Origin of the sequence: Streptomyces sp. YGL11-2 (assembly GCF_050054615.1) — a bacterium.
Classification (GTDB): Bacteria; Actinomycetota; Actinomycetes; order Streptomycetales; family Streptomycetaceae; genus Streptomyces.
The window spans coordinates 1-16,317 of record NZ_JBNHIN010000054.1; the positions used below are offsets into that span (position 1 = coordinate 1).

Annotated in this window: 14 protein-coding genes and 2 pseudogenes; 5 read left to right on the forward strand and 11 right to left on the reverse strand. The window is 71.5% G+C overall.

Annotated features, from left to right (window positions below):
* Nucleotides 1–74: 74 nt before the first annotated feature.
* Together ACO1BR_RS36310 and ACO1BR_RS36315 are read right to left on the reverse strand one after the other, a co-directional pair.
* Nucleotides 75–551 (reverse strand): (2Fe-2S)-binding protein, encoded by a 477-nt coding sequence (locus tag ACO1BR_RS36310; RefSeq protein ID WP_426799378.1) that lies wholly within the window; start codon nucleotides 549–551, stop codon nucleotides 75–77.
* Nucleotides 552–595: 44 nt separating this feature from the next.
* Nucleotides 596–2,968: a molybdopterin cofactor-binding domain-containing protein gene (locus ACO1BR_RS36315; RefSeq protein ID WP_426799379.1), complete on the reverse strand. Its 2,373-nt coding sequence runs from the start codon at nucleotides 2,966–2,968 to the stop codon at nucleotides 596–598.
* Nucleotides 2,969–3,296: 328 nt separating this feature from the next.
* Between ACO1BR_RS36315 and ACO1BR_RS36320 the strand changes: the two are divergent.
* The 3 genes and pseudogenes from ACO1BR_RS36320 to ACO1BR_RS36330 form a co-directional block, all read left to right on the forward strand.
* Nucleotides 3,297–3,833 (forward strand): annotated as a pseudogene (locus ACO1BR_RS36320) (GNAT family N-acetyltransferase); the annotation flags it as partial.
* A 162-nt stretch (nucleotides 3,834–3,995) separates the two neighbouring features.
* On the forward strand, nucleotides 3,996–4,193 hold the full coding sequence (locus ACO1BR_RS36325; RefSeq protein ID WP_426799380.1) for an antitoxin: 198 nt from the start codon (nucleotides 3,996–3,998) through the stop codon (nucleotides 4,191–4,193).
* A gap of 340 nt (nucleotides 4,194–4,533) precedes the next feature.
* Nucleotides 4,534–5,612, forward strand: a pseudogene (locus ACO1BR_RS36330) (chitinase); the annotation flags it as partial.
* A gap of 47 nt (nucleotides 5,613–5,659) precedes the next feature.
* Here the strand turns inward: ACO1BR_RS36330 and ACO1BR_RS36335 are convergent.
* The 3 genes from ACO1BR_RS36335 to ACO1BR_RS36345 all read right to left on the reverse strand — a co-directional run bounded on the left by ACO1BR_RS36335 (nucleotide 5,660) and on the right by ACO1BR_RS36345 (nucleotide 7,504).
* A complete protein-coding gene (locus ACO1BR_RS36335; protein WP_426799419.1) occupies nucleotides 5,660–6,163 on the reverse strand; it encodes a nucleoside deaminase in 504 nt (167 codons plus the stop codon).
* 179 nt (nucleotides 6,164–6,342) lie between these two features.
* Nucleotides 6,343–6,813: a cyanase gene (cynS, locus tag ACO1BR_RS36340; protein ID WP_159506536.1), complete on the reverse strand. Its 471-nt coding sequence runs from the start codon at nucleotides 6,811–6,813 to the stop codon at nucleotides 6,343–6,345.
* A gap of 106 nt (nucleotides 6,814–6,919) precedes the next feature.
* Nucleotides 6,920–7,504, reverse strand: coding sequence for a carbonic anhydrase (locus ACO1BR_RS36345; protein WP_426799381.1), 585 nt, complete (start codon nucleotides 7,502–7,504; stop codon nucleotides 6,920–6,922).
* 125 nt (nucleotides 7,505–7,629) lie between these two features.
* Here ACO1BR_RS36345 and cynR point away from each other — a divergent pair, with 125 nt between their 5' ends.
* Nucleotides 7,630–8,535, forward strand: a complete 906-nt coding sequence (gene cynR / locus ACO1BR_RS36350; protein WP_426799382.1) for a transcriptional regulator CynR — start codon at nucleotides 7,630–7,632, stop codon at nucleotides 8,533–8,535.
* Between the two features lie 25 nt (nucleotides 8,536–8,560).
* Here cynR and ACO1BR_RS36355 read toward each other — a convergent pair whose 3' ends face one another.
* Nucleotides 8,561–9,688 carry a hypothetical protein gene (locus ACO1BR_RS36355; RefSeq protein ID WP_426799383.1) on the reverse strand — a complete coding sequence of 376 codons (1,128 nt, stop codon included), beginning with the start codon at nucleotides 9,686–9,688 and terminating at the stop codon, nucleotides 8,561–8,563.
* A gap of 1 nt (nucleotide 9,689) precedes the next feature.
* Here ACO1BR_RS36355 and ACO1BR_RS36360 point away from each other — a divergent pair, with 1 nt between their 5' ends.
* The gene (locus ACO1BR_RS36360; protein WP_426799384.1) at nucleotides 9,690–9,848 is read left to right on the forward strand and encodes a hypothetical protein; all 159 of its coding nucleotides are present in this window, start codon (nucleotides 9,690–9,692) and stop codon (nucleotides 9,846–9,848) included.
* 11 nt (nucleotides 9,849–9,859) lie between these two features.
* Here the strand turns inward: ACO1BR_RS36360 and ACO1BR_RS36365 are convergent, their stop codons facing one another.
* From ACO1BR_RS36365 to ACO1BR_RS36385, 5 genes are all read right to left on the reverse strand, one after another.
* Complete coding sequence (locus tag ACO1BR_RS36365; protein ID WP_426799385.1) at nucleotides 9,860–10,030, reverse strand: hypothetical protein; 171 nt, start codon at nucleotides 10,028–10,030, stop codon at nucleotides 9,860–9,862.
* A 254-nt stretch (nucleotides 10,031–10,284) separates the two neighbouring features.
* Entirely contained in the window at nucleotides 10,285–12,234 is a 1,950-nt protein-coding gene (locus tag ACO1BR_RS36370) for a collagenase (protein WP_426799386.1), read from the reverse strand.
* A gap of 193 nt (nucleotides 12,235–12,427) precedes the next feature.
* Nucleotides 12,428–13,420, reverse strand: coding sequence for a LysR family transcriptional regulator (locus tag ACO1BR_RS36375; RefSeq protein ID WP_426799420.1), 993 nt, complete (start codon nucleotides 13,418–13,420; stop codon nucleotides 12,428–12,430).
* Nucleotides 13,421–13,559: 139 nt separating this feature from the next.
* Entirely contained in the window at nucleotides 13,560–14,588 is a 1,029-nt protein-coding gene (locus tag ACO1BR_RS36380) for a homoserine dehydrogenase (RefSeq protein ID WP_426799387.1), read from the reverse strand.
* Between the two features lie 29 nt (nucleotides 14,589–14,617).
* On the reverse strand, nucleotides 14,618–15,877 hold the full coding sequence (locus tag ACO1BR_RS36385) for an MFS transporter (protein ID WP_426799388.1): 1,260 nt from the start codon (nucleotides 15,875–15,877) through the stop codon (nucleotides 14,618–14,620).
* Between the last annotated feature and the right edge of the window lie 440 nt (nucleotides 15,878–16,317).

The following is a 16,317-nucleotide window of genomic DNA, read 5'->3' on the forward strand; positions in this document are numbered from 1 at the left end:
CATCGTCCCGGCCTCCAAACCCACTCCGACCAGGCGAACAATCAAACTCAACGCTTAAAACAGCGGCATTGGGTCTAGAAGTGTCGTGCCCCCTCCATGATGGCCTCGCGGATGCGGTGGTACGTGCCGCAGCGGCAGACGTTGCGGATCTCGTCCAGGTCGGCTTCGGTGATGTCGCGGCCGGCGGCGCGGGCCTGCCTGACCTTGGCGACCGCGGCCATGATCTGGCCGGGCTGGCAGTAGCCGCACTGGGCGACGTCGTGCGCCAGCCATGCCTCCTGCATGGGGTGCAGGTCCTTGCCGACGGTGGCGGCCAGCCCCTCGATGGTGGTGATCTCGTCGTCCGGCCGGATGTTCCCGACCGGTACGGAACAGGGGTTGAACGCCTTGCCGTTGAGGTGGCTGGTGCATGCCTGGCAGACACCGAGGCCGCAGTCGTACTTCGGCCCGGTGACGCCCAGGACGTCGCGCAGCACCCACAGCAGCCGCACATCGCCCTCGACGTCCGCCTTGACGGGCTTGCCGTTGAGGATGAAGGTGTGTTCGGGCACGGTCGCTCCTTGCGCTCCTGGTGGGCCGTTTCAACCGACCGCGGCTAGTAGGCACGGTCCAGGCCGTCGGTCGGCGATTGCGGGATCGGGGGGACGGTCGGCAGCGGCTCGAAGCCGAGCGGGCCGGAGTGGTTGAGGGGAAAAGTCGTCGGCATGGTGCCGGTGGCCGCACCGTAGGCGCAGGCGACCGCGGCCGAGGCGGCGCCGACCGCCAACTCCCCCGCGCCGCCGGGCTTTCCGCTGGTCGGCGGCATGACCACGATCTCCAGCTCGGGCGGGGTGTTCCACTGGCGGGTGTAGAAGTAGTTGTCCCAGCTGCCCTCCAGGAACATGCCGTCCTTGAGGTGCAGACCCGAGGTGAGCGTGAGGGCGATGCCGTCCATGATGCCGCCCATCATCTGGGCCGCAAGGCCCTTCGGATTGATGGCGAGGCCGACGTCGACGGCGCAGACGACCCTGGTGACGCGCGGTCCGGTGTACGCGTCGAGAACGTGCCGTCCGGTGGTCTGCGGGCGGCAGTCGATCTCGGCGAGTACGGCGACGACTCCGTGGTACTCGGGGTGTACGGCGATGCCCTGCGCCATGCCGGCCGGCAACTCCCTCCCCCAGTGGCCGAGTTCCGCGACCTTGTCCAGGACGGCCCTGGCCCGGTCGTCCTTGACGAGCTGCCGGCGGAGGTGGAGGCGGTCCTCGCCCATCTCGTCCGCGAGCCGGTCGAGGATGAGTTCCTGCGCGCACCGGACGTTGGGCGAGTAGATGTTGCGCATGCTGCCGGTGTTGAAGCCCTTGTCCACCTCGTTGAGGAGCTGGGTGGTGAGCCCGAGGTCGTAGGGCGTCTGCTGGGTGAGCGTGAAGATGGTCTCGGAGAAGGTGAGATCGCCGACCGGCAGTTTGGCGGCCGACGCCGTGATGATCTCGCCGAGGCCGTGGCCGAAGTCGGTGGACACGGAGGTGTGCCGCTGCTCGTAGGTGAGCACCCTGCCCAGCGTGTACGTGGCCCGTACGCGCGAGGTGGCCATCGGGTGCGTACGCCCCTGGCGGAACTCGTCGGTGCGGTGCCACATGAGCTTGACCGGCTTGCCCATCGCCTGGGAGATCTCGGCGGCTTCGAGCGCGGCGTCGGAGAACAGCTTGCGGCCGAACGAGCCGCCGCCTTCGGTGACATGCACCGTGACCGCACCCGGCAGTAGACCCAGCTTCACCGCGATCGCCTCCTTGGCGACGATCGGTGACTTCAGGGCCGCCCAGATCTCGGCCCGGTCCGACCGTACGTCGGCCACCGCGCAGTTGGGCTCCAGCGCGCTGTTGCTGGCGAAGTGGAAGGTGAAGGTGCCCTCGACGGTCTTGGCCAGCGGGTCCAACCGGGGTACCGCCAGGGGTACTTCCGCCGCCTTCAGCTCACGCAGGACCGTGTCGTCGGACGCCCGCTCGGCCGTCCCGGGGCCCCAGGTCACCTTGAGCGCACGTACCGCGTCGATGCACTGGCCGAAGGTCCGGGCGCGTACCGCCACACCGGTCGAGATGGCCGCGACATCGGTGACGCCGGGCATCGCCCGTACCGCCGCGAGGTTCTGCACGGACCGCACCGTGCCGTTGATCGTGGGCGGCCGGCAGACCATGGCCGGGGACGCGCCCGGCACGTGCAGGTCCATGGCGAACTGCTTGCGCCCCGTCACGCTCGCCAGCGCGTCGACCCGGTTGCGTGCGGTGCCGATGACCGAGAAGGCGGAGCGTGGTTTGAGGTCGGTGGCGACCCGTACGGTCTTCAGGCTCGCGGCCTTCTCCGCGAGCGAGCCGTAGGTCGCGCTCCGGCCGTTCCGGGCGGTGATCACACCGGCCTTGGTGGTCAGCGTGGATATCTCGGCGCCCAGCACTTCGACCGCGGCCTCCAGGAGGCGCGCTCTGGCGATCGCGGCGGCGACGCGGATCGGGGTGTACGTGGAGATGGTGGTGTTGGAGCCGCCGGTGAGCTGATTGAAGAGGAGTTCGGGGCGCGCGTCGGCGAGGGTGACGTGGATCTTCTCCAGCGGCAGGTCCAGTTCCTCGGCGATCAGCATCGCGGTGGAGGTGGTGATGCCCTGGCCCACCTCGGCGCGCGGCAGGGCGAACGAGGCCGTGCCGTCGGTGTGTACGTGGAGGGTGACGAGGCCGGCCGTCGGCAGCGCCGCGTCGGTGAGCATGTCGTTGAGGTCGAACAACGTGGTCAGCTCGGGGAGCGAGGCGGACGCGGCGTGTGCCGGAGTGGTACCGGCCGCCGCTTCGCCCAGTTGCGCGGCGACCGCGAGGGTCGGCGCCGCCAGGATGAAGCCGAGGAATCTCCGGCGGCCGATGCCGGCGTGGGGGTGCGGGACGTCTTGGCCGACCGGGGCCGCGGGTTCGTGCTGCTCCTGTGGCAGACGATCGTGAACGTCCATCATCTGTCCTCTCACGGAGCGTGGTTGATCGACCTACCGGATGGTAGCGAAAGCATGTGCACGACAGAACAGCGCCAAACCCACCCGTTTGACGGCCCTTGCCGGGCATCGAGGGTGGCACGCTCCGCGCGGCCGGCATGGGGAACCGCACAAAGGGATTGCGGGTGGGGCTTCGGCCGGGACAGAAGGGGCGGCGGATCCCCGGTCGCCCGGGCTGCGGGACGACGGCAGCCAGCGGAGGGACGGGCCGATGGCCCCCATGACCACCGCGCTTGTCGCTTCCCGGGGCGCACGCTGAGCAGGCCCCCGGAGCGGACGGGCGTCCTCACCGGAGCGCGCCGGCGCCCGGCCGTTCGTCGAACGGCTTCGCCTGGAGTGGCGTCCGGAAACCCCGGTTCCGGAGCCGAGCGGACGACTCGGGTTCCGGCCGGTCGAGGATTCCGGCGAACTGCTCACGCTGATGACCGCGGCGCTGGAGGGGACGCTGGACGCGCACAGCCGCGACGGCCTGGCCCGGCTGTCCCCGCGCGCAACGGCCGTGCGGCATGACGAGGACGAACTCGTGCGCTACACCAGCCCCAGGGAGTGGTGGCGGATCGCAACTCTCCCCGAGGGGGACCCCGTTGGGTTCGTGATCCCGGCCCGCAACAGCTACCACGCGATCATCGCCTACCTCGCCGTGCTGCCCGGGCACCGCGACAACGGCTATGTCGACGACATCCTCGCCGAGGGCACCCCCGTGCTCGCCGCGCAGCGCGTCCCCCGCATCCGAGCGTCCACCGACCTCGGCAACACCCCCATGGCGAACGCCTTCCACCGAGGCGGATACGTCAACTTCGAGCGCGAGATCAAGATGACCTGGAGCTGACGCGTACGGCGCGGCCGGACCGCCCCGCCGGCGGTGCGCGGGTGCCGGTGTGCGCCCGCACCCGCTTCGCCCCGCGCGCGACCCCATGAGCCGTCCTGCGCTCCGTGCCTCCATGGGACCATGTTCCTGACCAGGCAGTTCATCGACGGAGACGGACTTTGCATGTTTGACGCCCTCAGGAACCTCAAGGAGAAGGCCGAGGAGATCGCCGAGGCGCACGGCGACAAGATCTCCGGCGGACTGGAGAAGGTCGGCGACTTCGTCGACGACAGGACCGACCACAAGCACAGCGACACCATCGGCACCGCCGTCGGCAAGGCACAGGGCTTCGTCGAGAAGCTGGGCGAGAAGAAGGACTGACGACCAGCGCCCGGGGCTCGCCGCCACCTCGCGGGGTCCGGGCGGCACCGGAGCACGGCAGCCCCGAACCGCCGTCCGTACAGCCGGCGTTGTGCGGAGGCGGTTGCCTGTCGGGGGGCCGGAGCCTGCGGCCGGTCCCCCGCGCCGCCGATCACGCGGAGAGGTGGTCCAGCATGCGGTGACCGTGCTGGGCAGGGCCGCGCCGCCCGTTGGCGCTTATTGGTCTAGTCCTTCCTTGGTCCAGTCCATTGACACGCCCCTGCCCTCAGGGCTATCCCCTATCCCCATACCGCTGCGCACAAGGGGATTTGGCGGTCAACCTCCTCACACCTGGACTGACATGAGACGCAGGCGCTCTCTCCGTGCAGTACTCACCGCTACCGTCACCGCCGTGGCCACCGCCGGGCTCACCGCCCTGGGCGGTGGCGCCGCCCACGCGGCGACACCGCTCCCGGCCCGCGTGTTCGCTCCCTACTTCGAGTCGTGGACGGGCGAGAGCCCGGCCGCGCTGTCCGCCCAGTCCGGTGCCGGGCATCTGACGATGGGGTTCATCGCGACGGCCACCAAGGGCTCCTGCACCGCCTACTGGAACGGCAGTTCCGATACGCCCATCTCCTCGGCCTCCTTCGGCGGCGACATCAAGACCATCCAGGCGAAGGGGGGCGATGTCATCCCCTCCTTCGGCGGGTACACCGCGGACTCCACGGGTACCGAGATCGCCGACAGCTGTACCGACGTCGCCCAGATAGCCGCCGCCTACGAGCAGGTGATCACGACCTACGACGTCCCGCGGCTCGACATGGACATCGAGGCCGATTCGCTGGACGACTCCGCCGCCGTCGACCGGCGGAACAAGGCCATCAAGCTCGTGCAGGACTGGGCGGCGGCCAACGGGCGCACGGTCGCGATCTCGTACACCCTGCCGACGACGACCCACGGGCTCACCGACAGCGGACTCGCCGTGCTGCAGAACGCGGTGGACAACGGCGCCCGGGTGGACGTCGCCAACATCATGACGTTCGACTACTACGACAACGCCACCCACGACATGGCCGACGACACCCAGACCGCGGCCCAGGGGCTGTACGACCAGATCAAGCCGCTCTACCCGGACAGGACCCCGGCCCAGCTGTGGGCCATGATCGGCATCGTCGAGATGCCCGGGGTCGACGACTTCGGCCCGGCCGAGACCTTCAGCCTGGCCAACGCCACCCAGGTCTACAACTGGGCCCTCGCCAAGGGCATCAGCACTCTGTCGTTCTGGGCGCTGCAGCGGGACAACGGCGGCTGCCCCGGCGGCCCGTCCGCCGACAACTGCTCCAGCATCCCCCAGAACACCTGGGACTTCACCCATGTCCTGGCGCCCTTCACCGGCGGAACCACGGACCGGTCAACGACCTCGCGGTGACGGCCACCCCCCGCCGCCGGGACCGTGGCCGGTCGCGGGGCGGGCGGGCGGTGGGGGTTCAGGAGGCGGCGGTCGGCGTACCGGCCACCCGGCGCTCGCCGCCGTTGCGCTGCTGCCAGAAGCGGTAGACCTCCACCGCGTCCGCGCGCGGCTCGTACCGCATCGGCAGCCGGCGCTCGTCCCAGCTCTTCGCGAACTCCTCGTAGAAGGTGCCCAGTTCGAAGTACTTGCGGTCGTCGACGTAGTGGGGCTCGTAGGCGTCGCGGGTGGTGAGGAAGACGACCTCGTCCGGGGAGCAGTAGTACAGCGAGCCCAGGCACATCGGGCAGGGGTGGGCGAGGACGTAGATGGTGGTACCGGTCAGGTGCTCGGTGCCGAGCGCCGTGCACGCCTCGCGGATGGCGAGGATCTCCGCGTGGGCGGTGGGATCGTTGGTCTGGGCGACCCGGTTCGGGCTCTCGGCCAGGATCTCGCCGTCCTTGACGATGACGGTCGCGAAGGGGCGTCCGCCCTCGGCAACGTTGCGGCGGGCGAGGTCGATGGTGCGCTGAACGAAGTCCATGACGGGCTCCTCGGGGAGTGCGGGGTGGTCAAGGTAGCGGGGGGGGGGGGGGGGNTTGCGGCGGGCGAGGTCGATGGTGCGCTGAACGAAGTCCATGACGGGCTCCTCGGGGAGTGCGGGGTGGTCAAGGTAGCGGCGGGGCGGACCGGCCGGCGGTCCGCCCCGCCGGGTGGTGGGGATCAGAAGGGCCTGGTCGGCAGGTACTTGCCGTCCAGGGTGATGACGGCGCGCTCGCCGCCCTCGGGGTCGGCCACCTTCTTCACGTCCAGCTTGAAGTTGATCGCGCTGATGATGCCGTCGCCGAACTGCTCGTGGACCAGGGCCTTGAGGGTGGTGCCGTAGACCTGGAGCATCTCGTAGAAGCGGTAGATGGTCGGGTCGGTGGGGATGCCGCCGGGGATGGAGCCGCGGGTGGGAACGGTGCGGAGCAGCATCGCCGCGTCGTCGTCCAGGCCCAGCAGCTCGGCGACGGCTCGCGCGGACTCCGGCGGCAGGGCGTGCTGGCCCAGCACCGCGGCGGTGGTGAAGGCGACGGAGAGGCCAGCGGCGTCGGCGAGCTGCTGCCAGGTGAGGTCCTTGCGCGTCTTGGCCTCGACCGCGGCGGCGGCGAGCGCCTGACGGGCGGCGGGGTCGAACTGGGCGTGCACCATGAGGTCAGGTGTCCTTTCCGGTTGTGCCGGTACCGCACGGAGGGCGGCCGGCGGGTCTGGGGGTGTGTCCCGGGCCGCGCTGTTGCGGGTCCCGGGGGGGGCGGGGTCAGGCGGCCGGTGCGGCGCCGGGGCCGTCGAGTCGTTCGACGCGGCCGGTGGCGATGTCGAAGACCCAGCCGTGCAGTGTCAGCGTCCGCTGCGCCAGGGCGCGGGCGACCGAGGGGTGGGTGGCGAGGTTCGACAGCTGGGCCGGCACGTTGTGCCGTACCAGGGCGTCCACGTCGCCGCCGGGGGTACGGGCGAGGGCGGCATCGGCGTACCGCAGCCAGTCGGCGACCGCCGGGGCGGTGGTCAGGTCCTGGCCCCGGGCGAGGGCGGTCATCGCGCCGCAGGCCGAGTGCCCGCACACCACGATGTCGGTCACTCCCAGCACGGCGACGGCGTACTCGATACCGGCCGCCACCGCGTCGGCGCCGGGGGCGTAGGCGGGGACGAGGTTGCCGGCGGTGCGGAGGACGAACAGCTCACCCGGCTCGCTCCCCGTGATCAGCTCGGGGACGACCCGGGCGTCGGAGCAGCCGATGAACAGCGTGTGCGGTCTGTGGTGGGTGGCCAGGCGGGCGAACAGTTCCTCCCTGACCGGGAAGACATCCCGCTGGAAACGGGCGATGCCCGCGGCGAGGTCTGGCATGGGTCACTCCCTTCGGTGGCTGCCGGACCCGTCGGGCCCGGCGATGTCCACCCTGCATGACCTGCCCCTATAGAGTCCAAGACGCACTATCAATGTCTGCCATTGATGTCATCTATAGTTGCCTCATGGCTCTGGAACTGCGTCATCTGCGCTATCTGCTCACAGTGGCCGAGCACGGCAGCTTCACCCGCGCCGCCGAGGACCTGCACATCTCCCAGCCGACGCTGTCCCAGCAGGTCAGACAGCTCGAACGCACCCTGGGCAGCCAGCTGCTGGATCGCTCCGGGCGCACCGTCCGGCTCACCGACGCCGGTGAGGCGTACGCCCGGCACGCCCGACGCGCGCTGCGGGATCTCGCCGCCGCCGAACGCGCCGTCCACGACGTGCAGGACCTCTCGCGCGGCCACCTGCGGCTGGCGGTCACCCCCACGTTCACCGCCTACCTCGTCGGCCCGCTCACCGCCGAACTGCACACCCGCCACCCCGGCGTCACCCTGACCGTGCGGGAGATGCCCCAGGACCGCATCGAAACCGGTCTGCTCGCCGACGAGTTCGACCTCGGCATCGGCTTCCGGGGCCCTCACCTGCCCGGCATCGCGGCCACCGCGCTGTTCACCGAGACGCTCACGCTGGTCGCCGGCGCCGGCCACCCCGCCGACCAGCGCGGCCCGCTGCCCGTACGGGAACTCGCCGATCGGCAACTCGCCCTCCTCAGCGGGGACTTCGCCACCCGTGGCCATATCGACGGCTATCTCGACCGGCACCGTGTCAGCCCCCGCATCACCGTGGAGGCCAACTCCATTCAGGCGCTCACCGAGATCGTCCAGTGCACTCCGCTGGTCACCGTCCTCCCCGACGCCCTCACCCACGGCCACCCCCACCTCACCCCCATCCCCCTCGATCCCGCCCTTCCCACCCGCACGGTCGCCCTGCTCCAGCGTGCCGACGCCTACCGCAGTGCCGTCGCCCTTGCCTTCACCCGCTTCACCCACGACCTCGTCCGCACCCGCGGATACCCGCCGGCATCCTGACCGCCCCCGGCCCGCAGCCGGCCGATCAGCTGGCGGCCGGCCCGCGGGAGTGCGGGGCGCGCTCCGGGCCGGCGTACCGCAGCAGTGCGCCCAGCCCGTCCGTCAGCGGCAGTTGGTCCTGCGGCACCACGATCAGTCCGGCACCGGTGCGCACCGCGGCACGGATCACGGCGGCACCGGCGGGCCCCTCACGGAAGCCGAGCGCACCGTACGGTCCCGGGTCGGACTCGGGCGGGCCGGTCCGCGGGAGCGGCACTCCCACGCGGAGCTCCGCCGGGAAGCCGACCGGGACGTTGAGCAGCAGGGTGCCGGCCTGGGACCGCTGGAGTGCGGCCACGACGTCGGACAGGCCCTCGACGGCGCCGTGCCGGCCGGTGCGGCGCGCCCGGAACAGGTCGACGCGGGCCCGGTCGGCGCTGCGCAACCGCCCCGCGAACGCCGCGGCGAGTTCCTCCTCCATGAGCGCCCTGCCCCGCGGCGCCGGATACCCGTCGCCGTCGCAGGTGACGGTGCGCTTGCGCCATCGTCCGTCGAGGTTGTCGGCCAGCACGTTGCGGACCCAGGTGATCCCGGCCAGCACGATCGCCTCGGCGTCCGTGCTGCACGCCAGTGCGGCGATGCCGTCGGCGGCCTCCTGCCCGGCCCCGTCGAGCCAGCTCACGGCGGGGCCGCGCATCAGGTGGCAGTCGCCCGGCGCGACGGCGCTGCTGGGCCACACCCCCGCCTGGCACGCCACCTCCAGTTCGTCCGCGGGCTCCGCATACGGGAGCGGGAGGCTGTGCACGGTGGCGGCGACGTAGCGGATGCCCGGCGCGAACTGCACCACCAGCGGCATCAGATCGGGCAGCGCGGTGAACACGGCCTCGTCGCGCGCCGGCGGCACGGGCAGTTCCTCGGCCAGTACCACCCGTCCGCGGACGGCCACGATCGCCTGCCCGTGCCGGCCGACGATCTCGCGGTCACAGCCCACGACGCCCGCGACGGCGGCCAGCGTGGCGGCATCGGCGCCCTGGTCCACGAGCGCCTCGCAGACCCGCCGGCTGCGCCGCGCGGTCTCCCGGTCCGGCTCCTCGGTGTTGCGGGAGGTGTCGAGGTAGGCGCAGACGTACGGACCCCCGTGCGCGTACACCGCGTTGAGGAAGGCGAGGTCCACGATGCCTCCCCGCAGTGTGACGTTCCACTTCCTCCTCTTCCTCTCCCAGTACAGCCCTGATTCGCCCGTCCCGCGCGCCCACCCGGCCGGGCTCCGGGTGGTGGCCGGGAAGGGCGGCCGGGAGCGGCACGGTCCGGGTTCCGGCGGGTGCGGGGCGTAGCCGCGCGTGCGTCACGGGGCGTGGTCCCCACCGTGGACCGCGGAGGACGGCCACGGGCCAGGGGGCGGCCACCTCAGCAGCCAGTCCCGGGTCGGCTTCAGCACCTCCTCGCGGCCTCGTGCACCGTGGTCGGCGGCGACGAAGTGGCTGCCGATGCGCAGGGGAAAGGTGAGACGTCCCACTCGCGCACACCTCTCGTCCCTGGCGGATCCATGAGATCGCCGGCGACTTCCACCCGGAGGACGTGTGGGCTATGGCGGGCATCAAGCCCATCCGGCACCTGGGGGGGTGTACCCGGCGCCGCTGCGGGAGAACGGCCGCAGGTGGCAGGCGGGCGTGGGCGAGCGCAGCGCCGGCTGAGCCGTGCCCGGCACGACGTGATCCCCGGGCGGGCCGGTCGTGGCCCGCCCGGGGATCCCGGTTCCCCGCCGACGTGTCAGTGCGCCTTGCAGCCGCCGGACGCGCAGGCGTCGAGCCAGGAGGTGAAGTCGGCGTCGTAGCGGTCGCCGATCTGCGAGTTGTAGACGGCGTAGCCGCCCGCGTAGTCGCCCGCCCGGAACTTCGCGAGTATGGCCTGGATGTCGTCGGGGTGTTTCTCGACCATGTACCGCACCGCGAGATAGCCCCATGGATAGGTGCGGGTCACATCGCTGTTGGCGTAGGTGCTCTGCCACAGCGTGCTCAGCGCGTAGGTGTGCTTGCCTGCCTCGGAGACCGCCTCGGTGTCGGTGACACCGCGGTAGCTGTAGGAGACGTACTCGGCCAGGCCCTCGATCCACCAGACGTCCGGGACGGTGGTCTCCTGGCTGAAGTCGCCCTTCATGTCGAAGCGGCCGTCGAGGTAGTGCGTGTACTCGTGGTTGAGGTTCCAGATCCGGGCCGGGAAGCCGTCGTCGGAGCCCTTCTGGTACATGATGGACTGGACCTTGTTGTCGGGCTTGGTCGGGTCGCCGGTGATGGTGATGCCGCCGTTGTTGGTGTCGACCCCGAATATCGGTCCCGCGTAGGTCTTGTAGTCGGTGGGGCTGGCGAAGACGATGACCTGGATCTTGTCCTCGTACTGGCCCGGTATCGATCCGCTGTCCTTCACCACACCGTGGAAGAAGGCGTCCTCCTTCTGGAGGCTGGCACAGGCGGCGTCGAGGTCCTGGGGGGTCAGCGCCTGCGCCAGGATCGTGCGCGTCTCATCGCAGGGGTGGGTGGTCGGCAGCGCGGCCTTGGTGAGCTTGTCGACCAGGTTGCAGGTGTCGAAGTAGGAGCAGTTGGCCTTGTCGTAGGAGTCGGCCATGTTGGCTACGCCGACCCACAACGCGGCGGTCCGGCCGGTGATCTGCGACTTGCCCAGCAGGTCCTTCATCAGGGGCCGCACCTTGTCCTGGAGGGCCCCGGCGTGCTGGACGAAGCGGCCCATCTCGGTACCGGCGTTGGAGGTCAGGAAGGCGTTGTCGGTGCCCAGCAGATCGAGGTGGTTCTTGGCGAAGGTGTCCAGGGTGTCGATGATGCTGGGGTCGCTGGTGACCGCCTTCACGAAGGCGTCGTTCTGGTGGCCGCGGAACAGCGGTGTGTAGACGTTGTTGACCGCGTTCACCATGGCGGGGAAGGCGTCGTACGAGCTGTTGTAGGCGTCCAGGACCTTCTTGTAGGTGCCGAGGTAGCGCCCCTGCTCGTTGGCGCTGTCGGTGAGGGTGATCGCCTCGCCGACGACGGCGCCGTTCGCGTCGCTGACGTCCATGAAGTGCGCGTTGCCGACGAACGCGTCCAGGGCGCCTTCGATGGCGGTTGCCAGGTTCTGGCCGTAGTCGCCGACGTCCTTGGAGTCGTTGTACTGGACGTAGTAGCCGGCGCGCAGGAAGAGGACCAGTTGCTGCACGTCGGTGGAGTCGTCGCCGGGGTAGGCCGCCGAGGCGCTCTTCAGCGCGTCCGCCACGGGGACCATCTGGGATTCCTGGAAGACGTCGTGGGCGTCCTTGCCGGTGACGCTGAAGAGCGTGTTGACGCATTCGGTGGTCGACTTCTTGATGAAGTCGACCAGTTCCGCACCGTTGCGGCTGCCGAAGTCGCCCGGTGAGCAGGATGCCGCACGGCCCTGGTGCGGTGACTTCCTCGCTTTCCTCGCTTCCCTCATCTGCGGCTGCTGCGGGCGGAGTTGGGCCACGCTGTGCGGCCTGCTCTGCACGTCGGACCGGTCCGAGGCGGTGGTGGTCGGGCCCGTCGGCGGCAGCGGTCGCACCGGGTCGTGGGGTCGGGCGCCGGGCTGGGCGACGGCGGGGCCGGCGGCCGGTGTACCGGAGGCCGCGAGCGTCGGGCCGACCACCAGGCCGACGGTGGTGGCGCAGGCCGCCAGGCCGATGGTCAGGAATCTGTGTGGGGGGTTGCGATGGCGCATTGCGGCTCCCTCGGTGAATTCATGCGCCTTGTGGGGGTCGGCAAGTGCCTTGTAGGGATCGGCAGATGCCTGAAGGACTGTGCCACTCCCGCCGACCGCAGACCATGGGCTGAGGGACAGCACCGTCGGCGTCCCCGCCACAACATTCGGCGCACCCGGCCCGCCCGCGCCACCACCCCGGAGCGCTCGACCGTCAGACCGGCGTCGATCCGCCTGCCGGTGCGCCCGACCCGCCGTCCGCCCCGTACGTCCTCGCGGCCCACGCCTGCAAGTGCGGTGAATGGGCGCTCAGTACGCGGTAGGACGCGGCGGCGGAGCGGAACAGCGTCTCCGCGATCTCCTCGGTCACGCTGTCCCGCCGCCACAGCAGCAGATAGCGACACCACAGCGGTGTGCCGGTCAGCGGCTTGACGAGCACTCCGGAAATCGGCCGGATCGTCGCCTGGACGACGGAGACGCCGAGGCCATCGGCGATCATGTTCTGGAGCTGGAGCTGGTCGCCGAGGAATTCGTGGACCGCCGCCGGCGTGAACCCGGCCGCCGCGCACGCCCCGTAGAACACTCCCGGCCAGCCGGCCCCGTCGTCCGGGGTCAGGAACCAGGCGTCGTCGGCCAGGTCGGCGAGCGCGACCTCCAGGCGGTGCTTCACGCGGTGGTGCGCGGGGACGGCGACGAACGACGGCTCGACGACGATCCCGCGGTGCGCCATGGCGGGGGAAAGCGGCAGCTCCAGGCCGGGGTAGTCCACGGCGATCGCGGCGTCCAACTCGCCCTTCTCCAGGCGCTCCACGATCTCCGAGGAGGCGTAGACGCTGCTGACGGTCAGTCCCAGATCCGGCAGCCGGCTGCGGACCCGGACGACCATGCCGGACAGCACCGGCGAGTTGGTCGCGGCCAGGCGGAGGACCTGGCGTGCCCCTGCGGCCCGGCCACCCGGCCGCCGCCCGATGGCGTCCGCGCGGTCGAGCACCTCGCGCGCCTGGGCCAGCACCTCGGCGCCGTAGCGGGTCGGCTCCACGCCCGACGCATGGCGCTCGAACAGCGGCTCGCCGAAGTGCCCCTCGATCCGCTGGAGTTGGGTGCTCATCGCCTGCTGCGAGTATCTGAGCACCCGCGCGGCCCCGCCCAGGCTCCCGGCGTCGGCGATCGCGCACAGGGCTCGCAGGTGCCGCAGCTCCAGCTCCATCATCCGCTTCCCTCCGCGTCCTCCACCGACGGTCGTCCCGGCCCCGGGCCGAGCGCACCTCAGTACAATCGCACGGGTGTTTCGCCGCAAGATTGCCCCGTGCCGCGGGCAGCCGGACCGGGCTGCGGGCCTCGGCGGATCAGCCGAATCCGAAGCGCCCGGCCGTCGCGACGGCGAGGGTGTCCTTGAGCAGGGCGAGCGCCGCGCCGAGGGGGCTTGAGCGGCCACCGCTCACGGTGATGTCACCGGCGTCCGGGCAGCCGTACACCACGGCCTTCTCCGGGCCGGTCAGCGCGTGCAGGGGATCGCCGGGGGCGGTCTCCTCCAGGCGTACGCGGACCAGGAACGGCCGGTCCACCCGTGCGCCCGCCACGGCCCGCAGCCGGCGCCCCCGGCCCGCCGCGGCCCGGGCCGCCGACGCGGTGTGCCGGTCGACCGGTTCCGTCCGGGTCCGGACGTCCGACGGGTCCCACCCCCACATCAGGGCTGCCAGCAGCCGCACCTTCGTGGCCGCGTCGTCACCCGACAGGTCGGCCGAGGGGTCAGCCTCCGCAATGCCCCGGCGCTGCGCCTCGCCGACCGCGACAGCCAAGGAGTCCCCGGCCGCCAGGCGGTCCAGTACGAACGTGGCGGTTCCGTTGGGGCAGGCCCGGATGGAGCGGCAGCCGAGACCGCGCGCCCCGGTTCTCGCCAGGTCCCCGGCCGGCAGCGCGGCTCCGGTGGCCCCGGAGATCCTGATCAGGCTGCCGCCGGCCTGCGCGGCGTCGCCGAGCGCGCGCCAGTGGCTGAGCAGGTGGCTCTTGGTCGCGGTGACCACGTGCACCCCCCGGCGCAGCGCCAGGACGGCCTCGTCCGCAGCCTGTCGACGTACCTGCGGCGAGGAGGGCAGCGCCTGCACCAGCACGCGGGCGCCGGTCTCGTCCAGCGTCCGATCCAGCGGTGCCGGCGGCCCCCAGGCAGATCGCGGCGGCAGCGGCCCCTCCTCGCGAGGCAGGCACTGGGCGGTGCCGACGCGGACGGCTCCCAGCCGCAGCCGGACACCGTGGTCGCGGGCGATCTCGTCGCCCCGGGTGCGCAGTTGCCCGGCGAAGGCCCGGCCGACGGGGCCGTAACCCGACAGCACCACGGTGACGTCATCGGGTGAACGGGGCGCGGTGGCGGGTGTCATGACGCCATGTCTCCTGATGCGGTGGGGCGCTACTGGGTGGCGGACTCGTACGGCGCGGTGGGCGCAGGACGCGGCTCCACCGATCCGGACGGGGTCGGGGCGGGCGGTGCGAGGGTACGGAGCCGCCGGGCGCACGCACGCGACTGCCAGACCGACACCGCGGCGGTGACCGCCCCCAGGGCCAGCCACCCGGCCGGTCCGGCGGCCAGCACCGCGCCCGTCAGCAGCGGCGGCCCGGCGGACTTCTGGATGGACTGCGCCATGCCGGCCACCCCGAGATACCCGGCGCGCGCGTCCGCCGGGGCGAGCAGCACCGCCAGTTCCCACGAACTCACCGAACGCATCAGCTCCGCCAGCGTGACCAGAAGGGCCGCGGTCAGCAGTGCCGCCGTCGCCCATCCGGTCCCGCCCTGGGCGGACACCGCCACGACCACGCAGGACGCGGCCAGGACCGCCCCGTACAGCAGTACCGCACGCGCGGCCCGGCGCGGGCCCTCGGCGCGGGCCGACACCCGCACCTGGAGCACCACGACGAGCACCGTGTTGACGATGAGGAAGGCCGGGGCCAGGGCGTGCGGCGCCGAGGTGCGGGTGATCAGCCACAACGGCAGGCCGACGTTGAGGACCGAGTCGTCGATGTTCATCACGATGTCGCGCAGCACGAACCCGAGGTATCCGACGTCCCGCCAGGGGCTCGCGGGCCGGGTCGGCGCAGCGTCGCTCCCGTTTCCGGACCGGGCCAACTCGGCGGATCGGTCGCGCGGTTCGCTGGTACGCCACACGAGGGCCGCGGCGACGACGAACGACAGCGCGTCGCCCAGGATGAGGGCGGCGTACGCGGTGTGGGTGCCCACGGCGACGCCGATGGCGGCGATGCCGGTGCCGAAGGCGTAGCCCGCGTTGGCCGCGCTGCGCGACAGCGCCTGATAGGCGACCCGCCGCTCCCCCGCGGTCCGGGTGGCGAACAGCATCTCCAGTGTCTTGGCGGCCCGGTCGCCCAGGTAGGTCGCGGCCACGACGGGGAGCAGCGCGCCGAATCCGGTGCACAGCAGCATCAGCCCGAGGGTCACCAGACGCAGCAGGTGGCAGCCGATCAGCAGCCCGCGCACCGGCAGCCGGCCGGCGAGCCAGCCGGCCAGCGGGGAGCCGAAAACGCCCGCGACTCCGGCCACGCCCAGGAGCACACCCACCTGTTGGGCGCTCAGGTGGGTCACGAACGTGAAGTACAGCACGGACGCCGAGGTCCACAGCCCGGACCCGGTCCGGTCGAGGCAGAGCGCAAGCAGCATGATCCGGGCGTTCCGGCCGCCGGGGGGCCGCCGTAACTGGGCGAACAGGCCCTGCCCTGCCGCGTGTTGGCCCTTCCTGCCCCACCCCATGACGACCCCGCCCCTCCCGTTTCCCGCACGTGCTCGACGACCGACAGGGGGAACCTTGCCGCGAGAATTCACTCGACGTCAAGATACTTGATGTCGATATAGTTTCTCCGGTAGCGTCGCGGGAGGGGCGGCGCCCAACAGCGGACTCCCTCAGGCCAGGTCCATCAGGCGGGCCAGGACCCGGCCGCCGGAGGCGTTGAGGCCGTCGTGGTGGGCGCGGTGCGTCGGCACTGCGAGCCGGCACGCACGACGTCAGTGATATTTCGCGTTGCACAGCCGCCAAGAGACCGCGCGCCGCGGGTGCCCGGCAACGGAAGCCGTCCAATGACGCGGGGGGGGCGCACCGTTCG